The sequence below is a fragment of the Priestia sp. TSO9 genome (assembly GCF_021029645.1).
GTDB lineage: Bacteria > Bacillota > Bacilli > Bacillales > Bacillaceae_H > Priestia > Priestia megaterium_E.
In genome coordinates this window covers 943,663-964,791 of record NZ_JAJEKD010000013.1, presented here as the reverse complement: position 1 = coordinate 964,791, position 21,129 = coordinate 943,663, and the positions used below count along the sequence as shown (strand labels likewise).

At 37.2% G+C, this 21,129-nt stretch carries 30 protein-coding genes; 16 read left to right on the top strand and 14 right to left on the bottom strand.

The annotated features are described in order from the left end of the window. Positions 1 to 45: 45 nt before the first annotated feature. The 4 genes from amaP (at position 46) to LJC66_RS13105 (ending at position 1,836) form a co-directional block, all read left to right on the top strand. The gene (gene amaP, locus LJC66_RS13120; RefSeq protein WP_230932713.1) at positions 46 to 588 is read left to right on the top strand and encodes an alkaline shock response membrane anchor protein AmaP; all 543 of its coding nucleotides are present in this window, start codon (positions 46 to 48) and stop codon (positions 586 to 588) included. Between the two features lie 15 nt (positions 589 to 603). Continuing rightward, the gene (locus LJC66_RS13115; RefSeq protein ID WP_016764344.1) at positions 604 to 813 is read left to right on the top strand and encodes a DUF2273 domain-containing protein; all 210 of its coding nucleotides are present in this window, start codon (positions 604 to 606) and stop codon (positions 811 to 813) included. A gap of 27 nt (positions 814 to 840) precedes the next feature. Beyond that, entirely contained in the window at positions 841 to 1,281 is a 441-nt protein-coding gene (locus tag LJC66_RS13110) for an Asp23/Gls24 family envelope stress response protein (protein WP_195696889.1), read from the top strand. 84 nt (positions 1,282 to 1,365) lie between these two features. Beyond that, positions 1,366 to 1,836, top strand: coding sequence for a 2-thiouracil desulfurase family protein (locus LJC66_RS13105; RefSeq protein WP_195696890.1), 471 nt, complete (start codon positions 1,366 to 1,368; stop codon positions 1,834 to 1,836). 45 nt (positions 1,837 to 1,881) lie between these two features. On the opposite strand, the gene LJC66_RS13100 is transcribed toward LJC66_RS13105, so the two are convergent. Both LJC66_RS13100 and LJC66_RS13095 read right to left on the bottom strand, forming a co-directional pair. Further along, entirely contained in the window at positions 1,882 to 3,051 is a 1,170-nt protein-coding gene (locus tag LJC66_RS13100; RefSeq protein WP_057245050.1) for an MFS transporter, read from the bottom strand. A 104-nt stretch (positions 3,052 to 3,155) separates the two neighbouring features. Next, on the bottom strand, positions 3,156 to 3,914 hold the full coding sequence (locus LJC66_RS13095; RefSeq protein ID WP_230932712.1) for a TrmB family transcriptional regulator: 759 nt from the start codon (positions 3,912 to 3,914) through the stop codon (positions 3,156 to 3,158). 222 nt (positions 3,915 to 4,136) lie between these two features. On the opposite strand from LJC66_RS13095, the gene LJC66_RS13090 reads away from it, so the two are divergent. After that, positions 4,137 to 4,364: a hypothetical protein gene (locus LJC66_RS13090; RefSeq protein ID WP_230932711.1), complete on the top strand. Its 228-nt coding sequence runs from the start codon at positions 4,137 to 4,139 to the stop codon at positions 4,362 to 4,364. 32 nt (positions 4,365 to 4,396) lie between these two features. On the opposite strand, the gene pssA is transcribed toward LJC66_RS13090, so the two are convergent. After that, complete coding sequence (gene pssA, locus LJC66_RS13085; protein WP_230932825.1) at positions 4,397 to 4,888, bottom strand: CDP-diacylglycerol--serine O-phosphatidyltransferase; 492 nt, start codon at positions 4,886 to 4,888, stop codon at positions 4,397 to 4,399. A gap of 170 nt (positions 4,889 to 5,058) precedes the next feature. On the opposite strand from pssA, the gene LJC66_RS13080 reads away from it, so the two are divergent. The 3 genes from LJC66_RS13080 (at position 5,059) to LJC66_RS13070 (ending at position 6,563) form a co-directional block, all read left to right on the top strand. After that, positions 5,059 to 5,466 carry a MarR family winged helix-turn-helix transcriptional regulator gene (locus LJC66_RS13080; protein WP_230932710.1) on the top strand — a complete coding sequence of 136 codons (408 nt, stop codon included), beginning with the start codon at positions 5,059 to 5,061 and terminating at the stop codon, positions 5,464 to 5,466. Then, positions 5,459 to 5,800, top strand: coding sequence for a DUF3147 family protein (locus tag LJC66_RS13075; protein WP_050689720.1), 342 nt, complete (start codon positions 5,459 to 5,461; stop codon positions 5,798 to 5,800). Before LJC66_RS13080 ends, LJC66_RS13075 begins: the two co-directional genes overlap by 8 nt. 67 nt (positions 5,801 to 5,867) lie before the next feature. Continuing rightward, positions 5,868 to 6,563 (top strand): SAM-dependent methyltransferase, encoded by a 696-nt coding sequence (locus LJC66_RS13070; RefSeq protein WP_230932709.1) that lies wholly within the window; start codon positions 5,868 to 5,870, stop codon positions 6,561 to 6,563. A 25-nt stretch (positions 6,564 to 6,588) separates the two neighbouring features. Here LJC66_RS13070 and LJC66_RS13065 read toward each other — a convergent pair whose 3' ends face one another. The 5 genes from LJC66_RS13065 to LJC66_RS13050 all read right to left on the bottom strand — a co-directional run bounded on the left by LJC66_RS13065 (position 6,589) and on the right by LJC66_RS13050 (position 9,438). Then, positions 6,589 to 7,062 carry a DUF4188 domain-containing protein gene (locus LJC66_RS13065; RefSeq protein ID WP_230932708.1) on the bottom strand — a complete coding sequence of 158 codons (474 nt, stop codon included), beginning with the start codon at positions 7,060 to 7,062 and terminating at the stop codon, positions 6,589 to 6,591. Then, positions 7,059 to 7,613: a PadR family transcriptional regulator gene (locus tag LJC66_RS13060; protein WP_230932707.1), complete on the bottom strand. Its 555-nt coding sequence runs from the start codon at positions 7,611 to 7,613 to the stop codon at positions 7,059 to 7,061. The genes LJC66_RS13065 and LJC66_RS13060 overlap by 4 nt, the downstream gene beginning before the upstream one ends. A gap of 74 nt (positions 7,614 to 7,687) precedes the next feature. After that, a complete protein-coding gene (locus LJC66_RS27755) occupies positions 7,688 to 7,819 on the bottom strand; it encodes a hypothetical protein (RefSeq protein ID WP_013057274.1) in 132 nt (43 codons plus the stop codon). Positions 7,820 to 7,911: 92 nt separating this feature from the next. Beyond that, positions 7,912 to 8,808: a dynactin subunit 2 gene (locus tag LJC66_RS13055; protein ID WP_230932706.1), complete on the bottom strand. Its 897-nt coding sequence runs from the start codon at positions 8,806 to 8,808 to the stop codon at positions 7,912 to 7,914. A gap of 147 nt (positions 8,809 to 8,955) precedes the next feature. After that, positions 8,956 to 9,438 carry an Hsp20/alpha crystallin family protein gene (locus LJC66_RS13050; RefSeq protein WP_014459871.1) on the bottom strand — a complete coding sequence of 161 codons (483 nt, stop codon included), beginning with the start codon at positions 9,436 to 9,438 and terminating at the stop codon, positions 8,956 to 8,958. A gap of 70 nt (positions 9,439 to 9,508) precedes the next feature. On the opposite strand from LJC66_RS13050, the gene LJC66_RS13045 reads away from it, so the two are divergent. Beyond that, positions 9,509 to 9,748, top strand: a complete 240-nt coding sequence (locus LJC66_RS13045) for a hypothetical protein (protein ID WP_014459872.1) — start codon at positions 9,509 to 9,511, stop codon at positions 9,746 to 9,748. A gap of 125 nt (positions 9,749 to 9,873) precedes the next feature. Here the strand turns inward: LJC66_RS13045 and LJC66_RS13040 are convergent, their stop codons facing one another. Both LJC66_RS13040 and LJC66_RS13035 read right to left on the bottom strand, forming a co-directional pair. Continuing rightward, positions 9,874 to 10,107, bottom strand: coding sequence for a hypothetical protein (locus tag LJC66_RS13040; RefSeq protein ID WP_013057270.1), 234 nt, complete (start codon positions 10,105 to 10,107; stop codon positions 9,874 to 9,876). 12 nt (positions 10,108 to 10,119) lie between these two features. Beyond that, positions 10,120 to 10,350 carry a hypothetical protein gene (locus tag LJC66_RS13035; RefSeq protein ID WP_195696898.1) on the bottom strand — a complete coding sequence of 77 codons (231 nt, stop codon included), beginning with the start codon at positions 10,348 to 10,350 and terminating at the stop codon, positions 10,120 to 10,122. Positions 10,351 to 10,855: 505 nt separating this feature from the next. Between LJC66_RS13035 and LJC66_RS13030 the strand changes: the two genes are divergently transcribed. The 3 genes from LJC66_RS13030 to LJC66_RS13020 all read left to right on the top strand — a co-directional run bounded on the left by LJC66_RS13030 (position 10,856) and on the right by LJC66_RS13020 (position 14,741). Then, complete coding sequence (locus tag LJC66_RS13030; protein WP_195696899.1) at positions 10,856 to 12,490, top strand: MrcB family domain-containing protein; 1,635 nt, start codon at positions 10,856 to 10,858, stop codon at positions 12,488 to 12,490. Beyond that, the gene (locus LJC66_RS13025; protein WP_230932705.1) at positions 12,444 to 14,156 is read left to right on the top strand and encodes a DUF2357 domain-containing protein; all 1,713 of its coding nucleotides are present in this window, start codon (positions 12,444 to 12,446) and stop codon (positions 14,154 to 14,156) included. Before LJC66_RS13030 ends, LJC66_RS13025 begins: the two co-directional genes overlap by 47 nt. 186 nt (positions 14,157 to 14,342) lie before the next feature. Beyond that, positions 14,343 to 14,741, top strand: coding sequence for a hypothetical protein (locus LJC66_RS13020; protein WP_013057259.1), 399 nt, complete (start codon positions 14,343 to 14,345; stop codon positions 14,739 to 14,741). Between the two features lie 21 nt (positions 14,742 to 14,762). Here the strand turns inward: LJC66_RS13020 and ku are convergent, their stop codons facing one another. The 4 genes from ku to sspO all read right to left on the bottom strand — a co-directional run bounded on the left by ku (position 14,763) and on the right by sspO (position 16,842). Then, on the bottom strand, positions 14,763 to 15,596 hold the full coding sequence (gene ku / locus LJC66_RS13015; RefSeq protein WP_230932704.1) for a non-homologous end joining protein Ku: 834 nt from the start codon (positions 15,594 to 15,596) through the stop codon (positions 14,763 to 14,765). A 151-nt stretch (positions 15,597 to 15,747) separates the two neighbouring features. Beyond that, a complete protein-coding gene (locus tag LJC66_RS13010; protein WP_050689730.1) occupies positions 15,748 to 16,188 on the bottom strand; it encodes an Hsp20/alpha crystallin family protein in 441 nt (146 codons plus the stop codon). 152 nt (positions 16,189 to 16,340) lie between these two features. Further along, complete coding sequence (locus tag LJC66_RS13005) at positions 16,341 to 16,481, bottom strand: small acid-soluble spore protein P (RefSeq protein ID WP_013057256.1); 141 nt, start codon at positions 16,479 to 16,481, stop codon at positions 16,341 to 16,343. 211 nt (positions 16,482 to 16,692) lie between these two features. Continuing rightward, entirely contained in the window at positions 16,693 to 16,842 is a 150-nt protein-coding gene (gene sspO / locus LJC66_RS13000; RefSeq protein ID WP_230932703.1) for a small acid-soluble spore protein O, read from the bottom strand. A 220-nt stretch (positions 16,843 to 17,062) separates the two neighbouring features. Between sspO and acnA the strand changes: the two genes are divergently transcribed. The 4 genes from acnA to LJC66_RS12980 all read left to right on the top strand — a co-directional run bounded on the left by acnA (position 17,063) and on the right by LJC66_RS12980 (position 21,122). Further along, positions 17,063 to 19,783 (top strand): aconitate hydratase AcnA, encoded by a 2,721-nt coding sequence (gene acnA, locus LJC66_RS12995; RefSeq protein WP_050689731.1) that lies wholly within the window; start codon positions 17,063 to 17,065, stop codon positions 19,781 to 19,783. Positions 19,784 to 19,978: 195 nt separating this feature from the next. After that, positions 19,979 to 20,578: a TlpA disulfide reductase family protein gene (locus LJC66_RS12990; protein ID WP_230932702.1), complete on the top strand. Its 600-nt coding sequence runs from the start codon at positions 19,979 to 19,981 to the stop codon at positions 20,576 to 20,578. A 212-nt stretch (positions 20,579 to 20,790) separates the two neighbouring features. Continuing rightward, positions 20,791 to 20,934 carry an FbpB family small basic protein gene (locus LJC66_RS12985; protein WP_013057252.1) on the top strand — a complete coding sequence of 48 codons (144 nt, stop codon included), beginning with the start codon at positions 20,791 to 20,793 and terminating at the stop codon, positions 20,932 to 20,934. A gap of 44 nt (positions 20,935 to 20,978) precedes the next feature. Beyond that, positions 20,979 to 21,122, top strand: coding sequence for an acid-soluble spore protein N (locus LJC66_RS12980; RefSeq protein ID WP_014459885.1), 144 nt, complete (start codon positions 20,979 to 20,981; stop codon positions 21,120 to 21,122). Positions 21,123 to 21,129: the final 7 nt, after the last annotated feature.

Genomic DNA, 21,129 nt, shown 5'->3' with positions numbered 1-21,129 from the left:
ACAACAAAAAAGCAGTAGGAGTTCACGTTGAGATGAGGTGGAAAATTGAATAATTTTAATCGGTTTTTAATCGCAATTATTGGAATTGCAGGACTGATTTGTTCCGGTATGTTAGCACTGATGGTTTATAGGGTTCCTCACCTTTCAAGCTGGTTAGAAAAGTGGCAGCATCAGGAGTGGTTTTACTACACAGTTTTATCAATAAGCGCATTTTTAGCTGTTATTTTTATTATTTTTCTTTTAACAGGCATATTTAGCAGACCGCCTAAGAAGAATTTAGCAATTGTAACTGGTGAAGGCAAAATAACAATTTCTAAAGCAACGATCGAATCTACAGCTTTACGAGCAATTAGAAGCTTTCAGGGAATACGCTCTCCTGAAGTCCATGCCTCTATTCATTCTCGCAAAGAAAAAGTTAGTCTGTATATCAACTGTTCGTTGTTTGGACGAGATGGACTACCAACACTAGGAAAAGAGATGCAGCTTGAAACAAAACGCGCCGTGGAGGCCTTACTCGAGCTTCCCGTTCACTCCGTCCGTATTGACTTAACAGATACACAAACACGAAAGGAAGAGCGTGTTGTGTGATGAAGGAGGGACATAATGAGTACTCCAGATAAATTGATTCCGTACCGTGGCCGAGTACTTGGTATTCTGGCAGGTTTAGTGTTGGCAATTTTGCTGTTAACAATTGGTTTTGGCCCCACGCTGCTAATTGTAGCTTTTATGGGAATTGGTTATGTAATCGGGAAGTGGCGAGACGGTCATTTAGACATAAATGCTTGGGTAGGATTCTTTACTAAAGGAAGATAGAAAATCACTTTAAGGGAGATGTTAGTTATGGCAGTTAATGAAACAAATACAGCAGTAAAATCTCAGGAAAATACACATCAAAATACATTAACATTTGAAGATCAAGTCATTAAAAAAATTGCTGGAATTGCAGCTAATGAAATTAAAGGAATTTTATCAATGAGCGGCGGATTTATGAGCGGGTTAACAGATCGCTTCCGCAGCACTGAAGATATCACAAAAGGGATTAACGCTGAAGTAGGAGAAAAGCAAGTTGCCCTTGATTTAAAAGTAATTGTCGAATACGGAAAAAATGTTCCAGCTATTTTCTCTGAAACTGTTAATAATGTGAAAAAATCAGTTCATGATATGACGGGATTAGAGGTAGTAGAAGTAAATATGCATGTAGAGGACGTAATGACTCGCTCTGAATTTGAAGCGAGAACGGATCGAGACAAAGAGCAGGAGTCAAAGCGTGATCTTGAATAAAATATAAAAGGTAAACACTTCCATTCATCATATATTCTTTGTATGATGAATGAGAAGTGTTTTTTTTATGGGAGGGAGAATTCTGTGATTTTGGTTAGTTCCTGCTTAGCAGGTCAAGCTTGCAGATATAATGGAAGCAGTGCCTTAGTTAAGGTAATTGAAGCGCTCGTTGAAAATAAAGAAGCGGTGATGATGTGTCCGGAACTGTTAGGTGGATTTCACACGCCTAGAGAACCGGCAGAAATTATAAAAGGAACGGGAATAGACGTAATAAACGGAAATGCGCGAGTTATTGAACGATCGGGAAAAGACGTGACAGATATATACATAGACGGGGCCTATAAGGCACTGAGCATCGCAAAAGAAATAAAAGCTACTGTTATTGTACTAAAAGAAAACAGCCCTTCATGTGGAAGTGAACATATATATAACGGAGCATTTTCAAATGTTAAATTAGCCGGTGAAGGGGTAACGACTGCGTTGCTAAGAAAGCATGGTTTTATCGTTATGTCCGAATCTCAATTTGCAGCTGAAATGCATGAAGACCCATCATAATCAAAAAAAGCGTACACACATAGTGTACGCTTTTTTTATAAAAGCTTATTTACTGTGAAGCGTATCTGCTGTGCTTTCTGTTCGTGTTACCGCATAAAGAGAGCAGAAAAGACCAAGCAAAACAAAAATAGACCCGACCCAGCCGTTATAAATAACAGAGTATTGATTAACGACAATTCCTCCAACATAGGAGCCGATCGCAATTCCTACGTGTGAAATCGCTGCATTAGTGCTGATTAAAATGTCCGACGTGTCGCGTGCACTATGGATAATTAAATTGCTTTGAGCTGGTGAAACCGCCCAGCTGAGCGCACTCCAAATGATCATAAGAAGCAAGAACACAACGAATGGTAAATGAACGCCAAAAGGCATAGCAATCATGCTAACAAAAAAGAGAGCAATCATGGTGATAACAGATGAAGAAGGGTTCCATTTATCAGAAACAGCTCCTCCAAGTCCTCCTCCTGCCACGGCAGCAAGACCGAAAATACCATAAATAATGGTCACCATCGTTGTATTTAATCCTAGTGTTTCTTGTAAAAATGGTGTGAAGTACGCATAAAGCGTTAAATGACCCGCAAGTACAAATAATGTTGCTAGGTGAATAGCGAGCATTTTTTTATTGCGTAAAGCTTTTACCTGAGTTTTTAGCGGTACAATTGGCGCAGGAGCTAGACGCTCCATTGTAAACCAAACGGTAATCATAATAATGGCAGTCAAAATTGCAATCATAACAAATACTTGACGCCAGCCAAGCGCATTTCCAATCAAAATACCAAGAGGAATGCCTAAAACAAGTGAGCCGCTGATTCCCATAAATACGATGCCAATTGCTCTGCCTTGGTATTCAGGTTTTACCATTCTAGAAGCCATTGTGGTAGATAGTACAATGATAAAAGAACCGCTCGCAGCAGCAAGAATACGTCCAATCAGTAGCATATAATAGCCCGAACTGTAGGCTGAAAATACATTGCTCAATAAGAAAATAAATAATGTCCACATATAAACTTTTTTACGCTCTATCTTAGCCGTCACATTTAGTAAAATCGGCGCAGACAAGGCATAAACAAACGAATAAATAGAGATTAAATAACCTGCTTTTGCTAATGATACATGAAATGCATCGGCAATTAAGTCTAAGATGCCTCCTAGAATTAATTCGACCGTTCCAACAACAAAAGAAGCAATCGCAAGTATGTAAACTTTTTTATTCATCAAAAAACCCCCTCTTTAAAAAGTTACAACTAGAATAGTAACCTTTTTTAGAAGGGATTTCAATAGGTAATATTAAAAAGGTTACTAATGAATTAGTAACCTTTTTAATATCGCAGGCGAGTAAGCAGCTCCATGATCTCAGAATCTTGAAGAAGCTGCTCTTGATATTTCTTTGTAATATGGGTAAGTGCAACGTCATGATAAAAGAAATCAGCAAAAACTTTTACAAGCGGCTGCGACATGGTTTTTATTGCTTTCCATGTCTCATGTTCAATGCCGGCAAATAAAAGGTAAGCATCGTCAACAATAATCAACTGCGACGGCTCAAGGTTTTTATGATCATCTATTGGATTTAATGTATGTAAATGTTTGAGGGCAGTCTGCAAGTTTCCTATGGTTAAGACCTCGACGTTTACGCCTTGTTTCTCTTTTTCTTCTAGCAATGAGCGGTAATGTGCTAACTCATCATTCCACGCGGATAAAATAATAGAAGATTCCGCTTCATGAATCAATTGTTCGATGTGAGCAGAAATAGAGGATTTATCTTTTAAACTCCAAACATAATCATCTGTAAACGTTTTTTTAATTTTATATGTTTTTAATTCATTAATGTCATTTTCAAAATCAGCAGTAAGTTTTTGAATGACGGTTTGAAGGGCTACCGCTGAGTAAAGTTTCTTTTTCCCGGACAATGTATTTACTACAATACCTTTATCAATTAAACGATTAAGCACTTCATAAATTTTTGCTTTTGGAACATGCGAATACGTAACAATTGAACTAGCATCCAGCGGGCCATCATTCGCAAGCAGCGCTTCATATACTTGACTTTCATACTGAGAAAAACCAAATTTTTGCAGCATAATTTTCTATTCATCATCCTTTCTTTTTTTAAGTATATCACGGTTTGTAAAAGTATTACTAATTGTATCAGATATAGTAATCTTATTAAACTATGTTCTAAATAATCATTAAAAATAAAATAAGCTATTAAAAGATCTTTATTACAGGAGAAATATTTTTAACCATATACTTTCTATACTAAAACACTCAACATGGGGTAAAGAAAAGAAAGAGGTGAAAAAATGAAGAAAAATGAAAAACTACTGTTGAAAAAAATGAACATAAAACAGCAAAGAGAAGTAGCTGCTCAGCTTGAAGACGTACTGAATTCCTTACTGTCCCTTGAAGAAAAATTATGCTCAGCACCTGATAATAGCGAGTGGCTTTCTTTACAAGCTCAGCTTGAAAAAAGAGAACATGAGCTGAAATTCAAGCATAAAATGCTGTGCGAAGAATGGACAGCACTATAAAAGACAGGCATTTTGTCTGTCTTTTATTGCATCTAAATTTTCATTACGCGAATAGGGCTAACCATCAAAATAGCTAACATAATCATAAGGTAAGGATTCACGTAATAAAACATGCCAAGCAGTGCGATAATTAGAGCGGGAAAAGGAATAGGAAGCCCTATAAAATAACCTATGGTTGGATTTGCACTAAATTTAGCTAATCTTAATGCGCCCATGCTTGGATAAATCATAAAAGCGAGTACGGTTAGCCAAGAGTGGGGAGAAAGAGTATGAAATAGCATTGCAGGCGCTACGCCAAAGCTTATAATATCAGCCAAAGAATCTAGCTCTACACCAAACTCACTGTTAACTCTCAGCTTTCTCGCAATTTTTCCGTCAAATAAATCGAAAAAAGCGGCTAGAAAAATAAAAAGAGCAGCTAAGCGTTCGTAGCTATTCATATTAAAAGCTATGGAAAATACGCCGCTTAGCAAATTTCCAATCGTAAAGAGATTCGGAACCCATTTTAACAGTCGAAGAATCAATGTCATACAACCGCCTTTCACAGTGTGTACGATTAGTGTAACTGTTAAATCGTATTATTATGTGAGATGTCAGATAAAAAGCAGGTAGTATTGAAACCTGGCTGTCGTTCCTGTAATATATATCGTATAATACGATAATAACTAAAAATACGATATAAAGGAGCAAGATCATGAAAATAGAGGAGTTAAACAGCTATTGGACGTCTATTTATTATCATTTGCACTATACGCATGAAGAGAAAATAACACACCAAACAATACGTCTTTTACAGCATATAGATAAATCATCTTCGGTTGGAATAAAAGAAATTGCGGATTATTTACACGTTTCACATAATACGGCATCTGAACACGTAAAGAGAAATATTGATAAAGGGTATGTATATAAAAATAGAGATATACATGATGAAAGAAAAGTAATTCTGCATTTAACAGAAGCAGGAAAAGACCTATTAAAACGGAATTCAAGCTTGGATGAAGAAAAAGTATCAGCTATTTTACGCGAAATGACAGCATCTGAAAAACAGCTGATTCAACAGGCTTTTCAGTTATTGAGCGAGCGTGCAAAACATGTATAGTATCATCAAAATTTTAATGTCGGCTCTTATTATTGCAGGGGTAACAGAAATGGCCAAAAGATTTCCCACATACGGTGGAATTGTGGCTGCCCTTCCAATTGTGAGCTTACTAAGTATTATATGGTTATCAGTGCAAGGAGAAAAAAAGGAAGTGGTCAGTCAGTTTACGCTAGGCGTTCTTTATGGACTGCCAGGCACTATTTTACTACTTGCTGTCGTCTATATTTGCTTAAAAAACTCTCTTCATTTGTTTATGAGTTTATCGATAGGAGTCATGTGTTGGGGCCTGTTTTTAGGCCTTCAAAAGATCGTGGTTAAACTAATTAATACATAAACTATTGGAATTTAATCCAATTTTCTGTAAAATGAAAGTCTAAGTGAAAGATAGGAGCTGAGTAGAGTTGAGTTTAGCAGAGAAAAAGTTAGGAATTGACCGAGTTGTTTTTATCGGCAGAACGTTTGAAGAGTATAGAGCTATGTTTAATTTGAATGAAAAGTATTTAAAAGGAAAAAAAGTGTTAGATTGTGCTGGCGGGGCCTGTTCTTTTACTGCTCATGCCTTGCAGCAAGGTACGGAGGCTATTAGCTGTGATATTGCCTATACATTTACGGCAGAAGAGCTTGAAAAGAAAGGAAGCCTGGATTTAATTCATACGATGAATCAAATGCAGCATGTACAGGAACAGTATGTGTGGAAGTATTTTTCGTCTATTGATGATTTAACTGAACATCGAAAAAGAGCATTAAAAGATTGTATTGCTCATATGAAAAAGAACCGCGAAGCCTATCAGTACGGAGCACTTCCTAATTTGCCGTTTCAAAAGAACGAGTTTGATTTAACGCTTTGTGCAAACTTTTTATTTATGTACAGTGACCGGTTAGATTATACGTTTCATTTAGAAGCTTTAAAAGAACTCATACGCGTTACAAAAGAGGAAGTACGCTTGTTTCCTTTAACGAATTTAAGCGGCAAGCTTTCTACCTATTTGCCGCAGCTGTTAGAAGAGATTGCGCCTCTAGTAAAAGGAACAGAAATAGCAGACGTCCCGTACGAATTTCAAAAAGGTGCCAATCAAATGCTGAAGATATATGTATAACAAATAGAACGAAAGCCGCTTTTAGTTAAAGCGGCTTTTTAACATTCAAACGTTTTTTGGCAGTTTGAGTATGCTTCGTTATGGTTTCAGATCCAAGGGCTTTAGCTAAACCGAACGAAGGCATATTCACATATACTGATTCATAATTTCCTGCAGGAATGACATACGTTTCATGATAAATGCCCACTGCATTCGTTTTTGAAGCCTGTTTATAAAAAGAATTCCACGCCTTTAAGTGCTGAGGGCCCTTGGCATAGGAGGTCAATTGATCAACTGACTCCCAATATTGAATCAGGGTGATGGTTCGTAAATTAAAAGATCCTTGCAAAGATAAAAATCCAAGGTTTTTGTTTGCATACAATTCGCGAATCATAGGAGGCATTGCTTTAAATACAGGGAACCACTTGTGTACGGCTGTCCATTTGTTAATGCGCATTCCTATAACAAAGACGACCAAATCCTGACCGGGCTTAGCCATCATACGATTGGAATGAATCATAAATTATGCGCCTCCTCATCATATAATTTATTAATCGTATCTTTGCACCATTCTATCGAAGCACACGTTGTTCGTTTACCGTAGTCTAGGGTAATAAGCCAATACGTTCTGTCGGGAGAAGGGCTGTTAGAAATGCTGTCTTCAATTCCGCAATACATGTGATAGCGTTCAGTTAGTGTCTGCTGAGCGTTTTTTAACTGGGAAATTGTGAGCTGCTTTTCTTGCTGACTACTAAAAAAGAGTTTTAACAAAATTTCATTTCTTTCTGAAGGGAGCTGTTTAATAGGTTCACGCAGCCAATTTTGCAGAACTTCTTTTCCTTTAGTTGTTATGACATACTCTTTTTTATCCGGTTTATCACTTTGAGCAACGGAATTGACCGTTGCTAGTTCATCATTCACAAGCTTTTGTAAAGTGGGGTAAATTTGGCCATAACTGATTTTCCAAAAATGATTTAAACTTCGATCCATTAACTGCTTAATTTCATAACCAGTTCTGCATTCCGTGGTAAGCAGTCCTAAAATTGCATATGTTGTTTGATTTTCCTTCATTTATTTTCCTCACCTATATCTTTTTGATATATATTACCATAAACAGGATAATATTCAATAAAAAAACGCGAGAGTTATGCACTCTCGCGTCTAAAAAAAGGTTTGTATTGCTGAACCATCATTTGCGAAGCAGCAATAAATAAAAAGATAAAGCCTCCACACATTAGCAACATGACAGCACCTATTCTCCATAAAAGCTTTGGCATCAGCATATCTCCTTTTTTGAAGTTATTACCTATAGTGTAAAGAATAGCTTGCAAAAATTCTAGTCATAACTAGATATAATTTTATAACTTTTTTAGACTGACTCTTCCTTTGGATCATCTTCATCAAAAATAGGAACTTCTGTATACGCTTCTTCTTTTTCGAAAGCGGAAGAAGAATTCTCTTTATCCTCTTGTGCAGGGTTCGTTTTGTCTGAAGAAATATCTGATTTAGCGTTTTTTAACTCTTCCATATCTTTTTGGATTTGGTCGGTGAAATCCTTGGGTATAGCTCCGCTTCCGTATGTAGCTCCGATGTTTAAAGCACCGCCGAGCTCCTTAATGCCAACTTGGCCAATATTGTTGTTTTGTTCGTATTTATCAAGAAAAAATTTATCAATATGAATAGGCGGGGGAGCATTTTCTAAAAGTGCCGCTTTTTGATGAATCAATTTTACTTCTTCTTGAAGGGAAGACGTTCGTTTTAGCATGTCCACCTGTACTTCAGTTAAAAGCGACATACTTCGCTCTAATGCTGAAACTCTTTCATCTAGTTCGGTCATTCTTTTGAGATAAGGAGCCATTTTTTTCTCTACAGATTGTTCTACCAAGCCAGTTAAATCCGGATAAGGTACAGTTTCTATCTTTTTATCGCGAGGGGGTTGCGTGGAGATCGCTTGTTCTAATTGCGCTACTTTTTCCTTTAAAAATTGAAGCTGGTTAGCAGTCTCTTTCATATCTTTTGCATATGCTTGTTCAGCATTTTTATGAGCACTTCTTTGTGAAGATGAAGAATCGTTGGAAAGCGCTGGCTGAGACTCCAGCTTTTTTTTGAGCATTATGAGAGAACCCATTTGCGGTTCGAGTTTTAAAAAACGGTTCATGTGAACTTCAAGCGTGTTAATACGCTTGATTTGATGTTTGAAGTCCGCTAGCTCAGTATGAAGCTGTTGGTTAGTCTGTTTGGGGTTAAAAAATCCTTTCATAGACATTTCGCTTCTCCTCATCTTGGGCTTATTTCCTCTGTAATCACAGTTAGATAAATACATATTGATTCAGTTTGGGAGTTAATATTAAATTTTTTGCATTTATAAATGCTTATGTGCAGCATTACGTTTCATTCGTAAAACTACTAAACCTTATTCAATATGAATACGCTCTTCTTGAAAAAACTGCCTGTGATAAGAAAGAATAAGCAGTCCATTTTCAAATTTTGCACGTAGATGATGCGCATCTGTAGGCTCAGGCAATTCGATAATTCGGTTAAAATCTCCAGAAGGTCGTTCTTGTACAACAGGTTGCCCTGTAATGAAAGGGTGGGGCGAGCCTTTTAATAGAAGCCGGCTGCCTGAAACAGAAACGTGCAAGTTTTCTTTTAGATAACCAGGCAGGTCAGCGATAACAATGATTTCGTGAGGAGTAACATAAATATCGACAGGCGGAAAATTACTTTTAGGAGCTTGAGGAGCCTGAGGAGCCTGATAAGAATCCGGAGCGTTCATATCCATATTTTCTTTCATAAAGTCGTTAAAAGCAGTCTGATCAAAGACACCGTTCCAAAAGTCATTTGTTTGATATTTTTTAGCAAATTCCATCCACTGCATAAGTTTATCAAAGTCCATATGGTTTCCTCCTTACCACACATCATAAAAAGATGGAATTTGAATATAGTTTGAAAAGGGGGGGGTTTAAATGGCAGGTGCATCTATAAATATTAATATTTTAATGCTAAAGATAAATTCCTTTGAAAATGCGTCTGCGGTAAATATCGGACAGAATTTACTAGCAGACTGGAATAATTCAGATAAAAAAACACAGGGGTTTGGGCAAAACTTTGGTGATGATAGCGGCTTTATAGGAACGAGAAGCTGTGTTGATGATCGAGATCAAATTGATAGCCCATCGTCCTTTCAAAAAGTGCCCATTTTATAGAAAAAGCCTAATAAATATAGCCAGTTCAGACGCAGGTTATATTTATTAGGCTTCAGATTGAATACTGATAGACGAATAGATGAAGGTATGCTGCTAGTCATGCTCGTTAGAGGCGGTGTAGAAGCTTAAATTACGCTGTTTTTAACTGAGTTTGAATCGTTTACATCTGAATCTATAATCCAGGAGAACGGAGTTACGTTCGGAGAAAAATCTCCGTTTGATTCTCCCAGACCTTGATTACGTTTATAAGATACGAACACATCAAGCTGCTGATTAGGTCCTATGCTTAAAACGGATGAATTATCCAAAACGTTCACTTTGAAGGCTTGTAAGTTAATGACCATGGGCGAAAAAATCATATGGTTTCCTCCTTATTTATCATTTTTTGTTGCAAATGCATCTACATAATCGTTATCTACAGTTTTTTGAGCAGATCCTGCTGTAAAACATTGATCAGCGTGCTGCTGTCCGAAGGCCTGATTTTTCTTTGCTGTGACATATCTTGTAACTTTTGACGTATTTCCAATAGAAATACTGCTTGCTTGATCAGCACTGCGAACGTTCAAATTTCCTAGGTTGATTTTTGTTGAGTCGAATAGCATATTATTCTCCTTTCAAACGACAGTTCTTCTAAGTCTTTAAAAGCTTATTGTAGCTTCTTTGAAAATATGAATAATACATGGATTCATTCAGAGAATAGAAGTGGTCTACTGTAGCGTATTGTAGTTCTGTGTAAAACGTGAAAAGATTTTAAAACCTCGACAGGAAAAGGAGGGAATAATAAAAATGCACGATATTTTACATGCTGTAAACACATCAGCAGTAAAAAGTGTGTTATCACTCTGCACAGAAGCTGCCTATTTTCTGTTCGTATCATTGCCTCTTCATTCATTAAGCCCCTAACGCTTTTCTTTTCTGTCATGTTTCATTAAAATGAACATAAACATATATGTAGAGAAAAGAATAGTGTAGTGTTTTCTAACGTTATAAAATAGCTTACTATACGAAGAAAGCGTCTATAATAAAAGAAATGAACCTTTTGCGTGGTCAGCTGACGATGCTTTTTATTTTTACAAACTGGTGTGAAGGCAGAAAGGAGAGAATTCGATGAGTTTGCGCGAGCGGCTGCTGTATGTAGCGGAACATTATAAACAAATGGGTGGAGATGTACTTGTGAAACATGAAATAGAAAATATGCTTACACGCAGGCTTCCGATTTCTCTTTATCGATTGGAGCATATAAATCGAGAAGAAATGCGTATATCGGGACACCATGCTGAAACATTTCCTTACGTGACCCTTGCGAATAAGAATATAGAGAGTGACGTGATGGTCGCGTATTTATTCAGTGAAGACGGTCAGCGCATTTACTTAGTCATGATGAGAGGAGACTCAGAAGAAGGAACCGATCTGAAAGACATTCGGTTTTTCACTCCTGAACATGCCCGCGTATTGAAAGATAATCATATTGTCATTGGTACAAGCATGGAAGCGAAAAACTTTGAGGATAGAGTAGCTCTTTACCTCCCTTACAATATAGCAGACTTACCTAGCAATGATCAGCTTCAAGATGACTTGTATTTACTGCTAAGTATGCATGAACAGTATATAAAAACATACGGAATGAGCAAAGAGATGATGGGAGACAAAGACGCCATCGTCCATATTCATGAGTATATTAGGAAATCTGGATTTACATATGAACGACATGATATAGCCAACGCCTACTTTGCTTTAAAGACCAAACCGTTTATTGTTTTATCAGGAATGAGTGGGACAGGAAAAACAAAGCTTGCTCAGCTCTTAGCAGATAGTATCGGTGCTACGATTGAAAATGGAAGACAAGTGCTCATTCCGGTTCGACCCGATTGGCACGATAGTTCAGATTTATTAGGATATATTGATTTAAGAGGAGATTTTCGCAGAGGATCGTTTCTGTCGATTATGCAGCAAGCCATTCAGCACCCAGCTTACACATATGTTGCCATATTGGATGAAATGAACTTAGCTCGAGTTGAACATTATTTTAGCGATATTTTAAGCGTAATGGAAAGCAGGAGCTGGTCAAAAGGGAAAATCAAAACGGCTCCGTTATTCCCGGGACATAAGATGTTCCGAGATATTTATTTGCCGTCCAATCTTCTCATTATCGGTACAATTAATATGGATGAAACCACTCATGGGTTTAGTCAAAAGTTGTTAGATCGTACCAACACCATTGAGTTAAATAAGATTCAACTAGATTCTTTTGATTTTTTAGATGATAAAGATCCGTCTCAGCACGGCATTCAAAATGTACAAATTCAAAGTCAATATGTTCACTTAAAAGATGCGTATGTTGAACATGCTGAGCTCATTCACGAAGTAACAAATGAACTTCTAACCGTCAACGAGATGCTTATAGAAGTCGATCTACAAATAGGTTACCGCGTACGCGACGAAATATGCTTTTATTTAATTTACGCGGTGAAAAGCGGGATGTTTACATTTGATCAGGCGTTTGATTTTCAGATTTTGCAAAAAGTTTTGCCTCGTATTTCAGGAAGCGATGGGTACACATTTGACTTATTAAAAAACCTTTATTATTACTGTACAAATACACTGTTAGATGATGAATTTGAGACAGCTGTCGTAAATGCAGATGGAATGAGATTTCCTAAAAGCGCACGCAAAATAATGGAGATGATGAGACGTTTTGAAGTATACGGATACACGTCATTTTGGATTAATACCGTACGTTGAAATTGAAACCGACACATGTACGGTGGTTATAAAAGGGAAAAATAAGAAAAGAATAAAATCTGCCGAAGAAGTGATGTTTTTTTCTTGTACGGGAAAAGGAATTACACATGTAAAAGTATTAAAGCCAACAAAAGGCATGATGACTTCAAAACCGCCGCTTGAGCCTTTATTTTTTGAAAATGAAACCTATCAAATTACAGTTGTTTCTAAAAATGAAACAAGCCTGTTTGTTACCCACGATTCAAAAGCAGTTGAACAAAGTTTTCAAACCGTAGGATTTCCCTACATTTTGACGGGAAATATAAGCTTTCAAAATGAAGTAGGGTATTCTACGTTTCATGTTTACAGTGAAAGAGAAAAAGAGCTGTCCTTTACTCTTGAAATTTTCCCATCAAAGATGAGCTACAAGACAGATTATGTACACATGGTTGATGAAGTGAACGGATACATTCATGATTTGGCATACGATATGCTTCGTAAAACATATATTGAAGCGAAATCTGTTTGGTCTAAGCAAGCAACATGGACGGAATTTTATCATGTGCTCTCTCACTATATGAAACCCTTTCTTCATTCTGTGCGTCAGATTGAAAATCAGCCGTTTCAATCGGTAAAAGTTGAACATGAGCTCATGAGAGGCGATCAAATAAAAAAACAAGATAGCCGTGCTATATCTTTTGTCCGAACACACCCTACCTATCTTGCATCTTCAAGCAGGGGGATTAAAATTAATCGAAATATAAAAGTAGTACCCACAAAAGCAATTGGCACCAGGCATGTGTCTACCTATGATAATCTTGAAAATCAAAGTGTTAAATGGATGATGACGCAGCTGTACCATAAGCTAACTGCACTAATTGACAAATTAATAGAAGACAGATATGTAAAAAAAGAGGCGGTGTCGGCTCTAGAAACTAATCATACCGAATTAAAAAGACTGTTAAATAATGTGTTTTGGCAACGGGTGAAGACCCTCCAAGCTTCAACTCTTCCTTCTACACTGCGTACGGCACCCCGCTACCGGGAAGCAAGCAGATACTTTATGTTCTTAACGCGAGGATTGGCTCTTAACGGAGAATTTTACCAGCTTTCATTAAAAGATATTGCAACTCTCTATGAATACTGGACGTATGTTAGTCTTTTAAAGAAGTTGAAAACTTACGGCAAGCCGATAGAGCAAAACATCATGACAACGACAGAAAAAGGGTTGAACGTCAGGATGCAGCCGTCTTATCATCGTTTTCAAGTGGGGAAAGCAGAAGTCACGCTATGGTATCAGAAAGCATATCATCATACTCATACCGTTATTCAAAAGCCTGATTTACTGCTTGAAGTAAAGCAAGGGGAGAAAAAAAGTGTATATCTTTTTGACGCTAAGTATCGCATCAAACCAAATCACGATACGCCCTCTCCTAGAGAAGAAGATATTAATACCATGCATCGTTACCGAGACGCTATTGTAGAAGAAAATGGGATAAAACCGGTACAAACAGCGATTGTGCTGTTTCCAGGGAAAGCAGAGGGCTATAAGCAGCATCATTTTTATAAAAGTATTGAACGTGTTGGAGTCGGTGCGCTGCCTTTTTTGCCGGGAGAAGAAGGGTTAGTAGAAGAATTTATTGAAGCTATTTGTACGGTAGAACCACATTTTTTCAGCGCTGAGTAGGTGAATAGGTAGAAAGTGAACAAGTCTTTTTTTATGGGTTGACATAGTGTTAAGTTTTTTATGTTTTGATGACATTTCGAGATTTTAGTTGTATTTTCCTGTTGAATTTTCTAGAATAGTAGAGAATAAAACCGTATCGAAAAGAAGTCGTATCATGTGCAGAGAACGTATCAGGAGGACAACGAAGTGAAAAAGATTCTACTATTCACGTTAGTAGCGCTATTGGCAACTTTTTTTATTGACAGGGTATACAGCGAACGCAACCAGGCGCAACTTCAGCAAACTGTAATTAATGAAATTAAAAAAACAAATCAAAGTAAAGAAGAAGCTTCCATCCTTGATTTTAATGAATTATGTGATTTTAGATGGGATAAAGTATATGTTTTTGGACCAGAAACGACTCGCAGTGAGGTAAATGAAAAGCTGGGCTTTACGTGGTCTGAAGCAAAAGCAAAAGGTATTGGAAAAGATAAAAAAGATAACTTTATTGTCTTTGTAGAAAATAATCAAGTAACGCAATATTTAAAAATACCGGCGTCATATGGAACTATTGTTCCTAAGACTTCTGTTGCAAATGAAAGCTAACGAATTTCTTCGTTAGCTTTTTTATGCTTTCTTTTTTAAGGATGAAGTTTTTTTCTCTGCTGTTGATTTTGTCGGGTGTAAAGTAGAAGGATCTATGCTCACTTTTAACATTTCCATTAAATGTCGAATATCTCGTTCTTCGCTTTCGCTGCCTTTTGTAACTTCGCCTTGATTTATTTTTTGTTGAATGACGTTTTGTAAGGCGTCTCGGTAGTTGTTTTTGTAAATAGATGGATTAAAAGAAGTAGATAGCTTCTCAATTAATTCCACCGTCACTTGTGTATCACTTTCATTAATGGAAGAAGTACTGGATAAGTTAGGCACATCTGTGACTGAACGAAGTTCTTCTTCAAAATGCATCGTGTGAAGAATAAGAGATCCGCCCACGGAACGAATAATTGCCATTTGCTGCTTGGAATATAAAAATACATCCGCAATACCGACTTTATTCGTTATTTCAAGTGCATTTAATAAAGTATAATAAGCTTTTAGGCTTGTTTCTCCAGGAGAAATATAGTAGGGCTTATCAAAAAACAGGGGATCAATGTCATCTAACGAAACAAAGTGTAACAATTCAACGGCTTTGTTTGCTGCAAAGGGCTCTTTGACACTGTCAATTTCCTGTTGTGAAAGTACAACAAACTGACCGGTCGCAGTTTCGTATCCTTTAACCAGTTCATCGGATTCTACTTCTCGTCCGCACGTTTGGCAATGTTTTTCTTGATGAATAGGTGTATGGCAAACGGAGTGTAGCGTGCGCAGCTTTACATCTTTTTCTTCAATTGCTCCGTGCAGTTTAATAGGGATATCAATTAATCCAAAGCTGATTTTACCTTTCCAAGCAGTATGAAGCATAAACGTTCTCCTTTTACTCTTTTTTTAGTAGTGTACCGTAAAACAAATTAGATATCCCATTGTTTTGAAAAGAAGAATATTCTTAAAAAACTATGTGCTAAATAAACAATTAAATAGTTCCAATAAAGCTGCAGAGACAACATCTGCAGCTTTATTGGAAATCAATAGGGACTATTTGCTGATTAGATTCATTTGTCTCATGTTTAGAAATCGTAATTTCGAGGATTTCGTTACTAAATGTAGCGGTAATTTTTTTATTCATCAATGGAAATGGAAAGTCGATTGTACGTTCAACGCTTTCTTCCATTTGTTCTCTTGCAAGCGTTCCTTGCTTTTCATCATGAAATTCTCTAATGCAGTATTTTTTGGCTGTCAGCTGTAAGTGGGCAGGTTGTATCTGAACGATAATATCCTTAGGGTGATACCCTAATAATTCAGCTTCGACAATAAATGATTGTTCTGTTTCAAATAAATCTATACGAACAGAATCATAATCTAAATAACTCATAAAGGGATTTGAAAGCATGACTTCTAACAACTCTTGAAAGCCTTTTACAAACATTTGGTCTGCTGGCAGACGCTTGTTTTTCATTTCTGCGTTCCTCCATTATTTAAACTGTTTCACTTTACTATCATATGCGCGTTTATGTACTTAGTGAACTCCTGCGCAAAGAATAAGCTTGAAGTACTAGCTGTCTTTTCTACGCATAAAAAAGCAAGCTCTGTAGAGAGCTTGCCGCTGTTTTACATATCATGTCCGCTATTGTGTTTTTGACGAGAATGCTTACGGTTTTTTACTTTATGAGATCCGCTTAGCGGTTCTGGCTGTCCAGAATTGCTTTTTGGCGCATTTCTTCTGATGTCTTTGCTGCTGTTTTTGTTCATAGTTAAAGCCTCCCTTTCATTATTAGGGTAGGATAGTGACAGGGAATTTATCCGATGAAAAATTCCCCTTTCTAAAAATAGGTTTAACAAAAACAGGAAATGGGAACAGAAAAAAAGCGTCATATATAATGACGCCTTCTCGTTAGATTTCATGGAGTTAAACGATTTTGCTTTTCTAACTAGTGATTAGTATATCCAATAAGAGATTGTTTTACTGATTTTTTTTGCGTTTTTTATTATTTTGTTTCTGTTGTTCCGTTAATGGTTCATTTGAAAATTCTTCATTATAACCCGCTCCTTTTTCTTGAGCGCTAGCCGCATTAGCTCCAGGAATGACGTGGTTTGACTTGCGTTTAGCCATGTTGAATCACCTCCGTTTCTAGCATGCGTAAAAATCAATGAAATATGAATTATTAGAAAAATAAAAGGGAGATGGAAAAGGTTATAAGTGAAACTTATGTTAATTAATAACATTCTTTTTATTTACTTATGTATAATATTATATTAAGATAGATGGTGAAGGGAATAGAGGATGGGGTAAGTAAATCCTTTATACATAGAATTTTAAGGGGGTAAAAGCAATGACTAAAAAAGACGTTTTTAACGCTCGTTCGTCATTCGATCTTAATGGCAGCACATATAATTATTACCGCTTACAAGCTTTAGAGGAAGCAGGTTTAGGTAACGTTTCTAAGCTGCCGTATTCAATTAAAGTATTATTAGAATCTGTTCTTCGTCAGGTAGATGGCCGTGTTATTACAAAAGAACACGTCGAAAACCTTGCAAAATGGGGAACAAAAGATATTAAAGATATCGATGTTCCTTTCAAACCATCTCGCGTTATTCTTCAAGATTTCACTGGAGTTCCAGCGGTTGTAGACTTAGCGTCACTTCGTAAAGCAATGGCTGATTTAGGAGGAGATCCTGACAAAATCAATCCAGAAATTCCAGTAGACCTCGTTGTCGACCACTCCGTACAAGTTGATAAAGCAGGTACAGCTGACTCATTACGAATTAATATGGACCTTGAGTTTCAACGTAATACAGAGCGCTATAATTTCTTAAGCTGGGCTCAAAAATCATTTAATAACTATCGTGCAGTTCCACCAGCTACAGGTATCGTGCACCAAGTAAATTTAGAATATTTAGCAAACGTTGTTCATGCTGTTGAAGAAGATGGTGAATTTGTAGCTTTCCCTGATTCTCTAGTAGGTACTGACTCTCATACAACGATGATTAATGGTATCGGTGTTTTAGGATGGGGTGTTGGCGGTATTGAAGCGGAAGCAGGTATGCTTGGTCAACCTTCTTATTTCCCAGTTCCTGAAGTAATCGGTGTTAAACTTGTGGGTGAATTACCAAACGGCACTACAGCTACAGACTTAGCGTTAAAAGTTACGCAAGTGCTTCGTCAAAAAGGAGTAGTCGGAAAATTCGTGGAATTCTTCGGTCCTGGCGTAGCAGAACTTCCATTAGCTGACCGTGCAACAATCGCTAATATGGCTCCTGAATACGGTGCAACATGTGGATTCTTCCCAGTTGACGCAGAAGCATTAGCATATATGCGTTTAACAGGAAGAGATGAAAAAGACATTCAGGTTGTCGAACAATATACAAAAGCAAATGGTTTATTCTTCACACCAGAAAATGAAGATCCAATTTTCACTGACGTTGTTGAGATTAACCTTGCTGAGATTGAAGCAAATCTTTCTGGTCCAAAGCGTCCGCAAGATTTAATTCCACTTTCTCAAATGCAAACAGAATTCAAGAAGGCTTTAACAGCTCCTGTTAGCAACCAAAGCTTCGGACTTGATGCTAAAGACGTAGATAAAGAAATTACGTTTAAGCTTGCAGACGGTTCAGAAACAACAATGAAAACAGGTGCCATTGCCATTGCGGCTATCACAAGCTGTACGAACACATCAAATCCTTACGTATTAGTAGCAGCTGGTTTAGTTGCCAAAAAAGCAGTAGAAAAAGGATTGGATGTTCCAGCTTACGTGAAAACGTCATTAGCACCAGGTTCAAAAGTAGTAACGGCTTACCTGCAAAATTCAGGGCTGCTTCCATACTTAGATAAAATCGGCTTTAACATCGTAGGTTACGGCTGTACGACTTGTATCGGAAACTCTGGTCCATTAGAAGCTGAAATTGAAGAAGCGATTGCAGACAACGACTTGCTTGTAACGTCTGTTCTTTCAGGAAACCGTAACTTTGAAGGACGTATTCATCAATTAGTAAAAGGTAACTACCTTGCTTCTCCGCCGCTTGTTGTAGCATATGCACTGGCTGGAACGGTAGATGTAGATTTACAAAAAGATCCAATCGGTATTGATACAGACGGCAATGAAGTATTCTTTAGCGACATCTGGCCTTCTCAAGATGAAATTAAAGAAGTTGTTAGCCGTACGGTAACGCCTGAATTATTCCGTAACGAGTATGAGCGCGTATTCGATGATAACGAGCGCTGGAATGAAATTAAAACAAGCGAAGATGCTCTTTATACGTGGGAGAATGATTCAACGTACATTCAAAACCCACCTTTCTTTGAAGGGTTATCAGAAGAGCCAGGTGAAGTAGAACCGTTAAATGATCTTCGCGTAGTAGCGAAATTTGGTGACTCAGTGACAACGGATCACATTTCACCAGCGGGTTCAATTGCAAAAACATCACCTGCAGGTCTTTACCTTCAAGAAAACGGTGTAGAACCAAAAGACTTTAACTCATATGGTTCTCGTCGTGGTAACCATGAAGTGATGATGCGCGGTACATTTGCAAACATTCGCATTAAAAACCAAGTAGCTCCTGGTACAGAAGGCGGCTGGACAACACACTGGCCAACAAATGACGTAATGAGCATTTATGATGCTTGTATGAAATACAAAGAGCAAGGTACAGGTCTTGTTGTACTTGCAGGTAAAGATTACGGCATGGGAAGTTCTCGTGACTGGGCAGCAAAAGGCACAAACCTTTTAGGTATTAAAACAGTCATCGCTGAAAGCTTTGAGCGTATTCACCGTTCAAACCTAGTATTAATGGGTGTTTTACCTCTTCAATTTAAAGATGGTGAAAGCGCGGATACATTAGGTTTAACTGGAAAAGAAACAATTGCAGTAGCAGTTGATGAAACAGTAAAACCACGTGATCTTGTAAAAGTAACAGCAACTGATGAAGCTGGAAACAAAAAAGAATTTGAAGTGCTGGTTCGTTTCGATAGTGAAGTTGAAATTGATTACTATCGTCACGGTGGTATCCTTCAAATGGTGCTTCGTGATAAATTACAGTCTAAAACACATGCGTAAGTTATAAAGAAAAAGAGCGGTTCTCGTGAGCCGCTCTTTTTTTATGCAAACGCACCGTTTTCGACAAAAAGTGAGAGGGAAATATGCTATATTATAAAAGAAAATGCCCTATAAAAGGATTATTTTAGTAGATATTGCACATATCTATTAATACATAGATTATCACTTTTTAGAAGAAATAAAGGAGCCGATCATATGGTTAAAAAAATAATTGCGGTCTTGCTTCTAGTAGGCTTTCTTAGCTACGCACTTTGGCAAGGGCTTTCTCCAAATGAAGCATCCGATAATTCTAACTTAAGCGAATACAAGGATTTAAATATCAAAAAAGACGATAGTGCTCGTCAGGCTTCGGGTCAAGCTTATGGGTTGGAACCAAAAGATACAGCGCCTCCGTTTACACTGTCAGATACGAGCGGGAAATCCGTTCAATTATCGGACTTTAAAGGAAAAAAAGTCATTTTAAACTTTTGGGCAACATGGTGTCCGCCGTGTCAAAAAGAAATGCCCGATATGCAAGCGTTTTATGCGAAAAATGGAAACGATGTACAGCTGCTTGCGGTTAATTTAACTTCGTCAGAAGGCAGTAAACAGGCAGTATCTAAGTTTCTTAAAGAAAAACAGTTTACGTTTCGTGTATTATTGGACGACCAAGATAGTGTAGGAAGTAAAAAATATCGGGTTTCCACCATTCCGACATCTTACTTTATAGATGAAGAAGGGAAAATTGTTCAACGAGTGAATGGTCCAATGACGCTTAAACAAATGGAAACCTTTGCTCAACAAGCAGCGAATTAACTTCGCTGCTTGTTTTATTAAAAATGAAACTTATTTACTTTACCATCGTATACATAGATAAGTCAGTAAACATGTCAAACTTTCTTACAACTTTTCAAAAAGTATGTTTACTTATCTGACAAATTGGTTACAATATAGATAGTTATATGATATCAGTTTCTTTAGATTTTTCAGATTTTTCATAAAAATTACATAAAGTAGGTGTTGGAATCATGAGAAAATTACGCAAACGTTCATTTGAAGAGTTAGTGCAAGAAAATAAAACGCAACTGTTAAAAGATCAGTCAGAAATTGAACGCATTGAAATGGAAATTGAAAAGCGGTTAGAAGATCGTATGCTTGAAAGAGCTGAATAATTTCAAAGTAAGTTGGTTAGAGTAACGGTGAGGAGGGGATAAGCATGGGAAATCCTAAAAAACAAAGCAAATCTTTTGTTCCGAATCACATCGGCACTCAACCGAGAGAAGCTGGTGGAAATAACGGAAAACAAATGCAAGATACATCCGGCAAGCATCCTCAAGTTATTCAAACCAAAGGTGAATGAATAAAAA

Bases quoted from the DNA above. Each gene is read 5' to 3' on its own strand.
- LJC66_RS13005 (WP_013057256.1), bottom strand. From the start codon at position 16,481: ATGAACAAAAACAGCAGCAAAGACATCAGAAGAAATGCGCCAAAAAGC.
- LJC66_RS13075 (WP_050689720.1), top strand. From the start codon at position 5,459: ATGTATAGTATCATCAAAATTTTAATGTCGGCTCTTATTATTGCAGGG.
- LJC66_RS13065 (WP_230932708.1), bottom strand. From the start codon at position 7,062: ATGATTCATTCCAATCGTATGATGGCTAAGCCCGGTCAGGATTTGGTC.
- LJC66_RS13040 (WP_013057270.1), bottom strand. From the start codon at position 10,107: ATGATTTTTTCGCCCATGGTCATTAACTTACAAGCCTTCAAAGTGAAC.
- LJC66_RS12990 (WP_230932702.1), top strand. From the start codon at position 19,979: ATGGTTAAAAAAATAATTGCGGTCTTGCTTCTAGTAGGCTTTCTTAGC.
- LJC66_RS13035 (WP_195696898.1), bottom strand. From the start codon at position 10,350: ATGCTATTCGACTCAACAAAAATCAACCTAGGAAATTTGAACGTTCGC.
- LJC66_RS13045 (WP_014459872.1), top strand. From the start codon at position 9,509: ATGGCAGGTGCATCTATAAATATTAATATTTTAATGCTAAAGATAAAT.
- LJC66_RS13100 (WP_057245050.1), bottom strand. From the start codon at position 3,051: ATGAATAAAAAAGTTTACATACTTGCGATTGCTTCTTTTGTTGTTGGA.
- LJC66_RS13090 (WP_230932711.1), top strand. From the start codon at position 4,137: ATGAAGAAAAATGAAAAACTACTGTTGAAAAAAATGAACATAAAACAG.
- acnA (WP_050689731.1), top strand. From the start codon at position 17,063: ATGACTAAAAAAGACGTTTTTAACGCTCGTTCGTCATTCGATCTTAAT.
- LJC66_RS12980 (WP_014459885.1), top strand. From the start codon at position 20,979: ATGGGAAATCCTAAAAAACAAAGCAAATCTTTTGTTCCGAATCACATC.
- LJC66_RS13060 (WP_230932707.1), bottom strand. From the start codon at position 7,613: ATGAAGGAAAATCAAACAACATATGCAATTTTAGGACTGCTTACCACG.
- LJC66_RS13030 (WP_195696899.1), top strand. From the start codon at position 10,856: ATGAGTTTGCGCGAGCGGCTGCTGTATGTAGCGGAACATTATAAACAA.
- LJC66_RS13110 (WP_195696889.1), top strand. From the start codon at position 841: ATGGCAGTTAATGAAACAAATACAGCAGTAAAATCTCAGGAAAATACA.
- LJC66_RS13010 (WP_050689730.1), bottom strand. From the start codon at position 16,188: ATGAAAAACAAGCGTCTGCCAGCAGACCAAATGTTTGTAAAAGGCTTT.
- LJC66_RS13095 (WP_230932712.1), bottom strand. From the start codon at position 3,914: ATGCTGCAAAAATTTGGTTTTTCTCAGTATGAAAGTCAAGTATATGAA.
- LJC66_RS13055 (WP_230932706.1), bottom strand. From the start codon at position 8,808: ATGTCTATGAAAGGATTTTTTAACCCCAAACAGACTAACCAACAGCTT.
- LJC66_RS27755 (WP_013057274.1), bottom strand. From the start codon at position 7,819: ATGCCAAAGCTTTTATGGAGAATAGGTGCTGTCATGTTGCTAATGTGT.
- LJC66_RS13115 (WP_016764344.1), top strand. From the start codon at position 604: ATGAGTACTCCAGATAAATTGATTCCGTACCGTGGCCGAGTACTTGGT.
- LJC66_RS13050 (WP_014459871.1), bottom strand. From the start codon at position 9,438: ATGGACTTTGATAAACTTATGCAGTGGATGGAATTTGCTAAAAAATAT.
- ku (WP_230932704.1), bottom strand. From the start codon at position 15,596: ATGCTTCATACTGCTTGGAAAGGTAAAATCAGCTTTGGATTAATTGAT.
- LJC66_RS13080 (WP_230932710.1), top strand. From the start codon at position 5,059: ATGAAAATAGAGGAGTTAAACAGCTATTGGACGTCTATTTATTATCAT.
- sspO (WP_230932703.1), bottom strand. From the start codon at position 16,842: ATGGCTAAACGCAAGTCAAACCACGTCATTCCTGGAGCTAATGCGGCT.
- LJC66_RS12985 (WP_013057252.1), top strand. From the start codon at position 20,791: ATGAGAAAATTACGCAAACGTTCATTTGAAGAGTTAGTGCAAGAAAAT.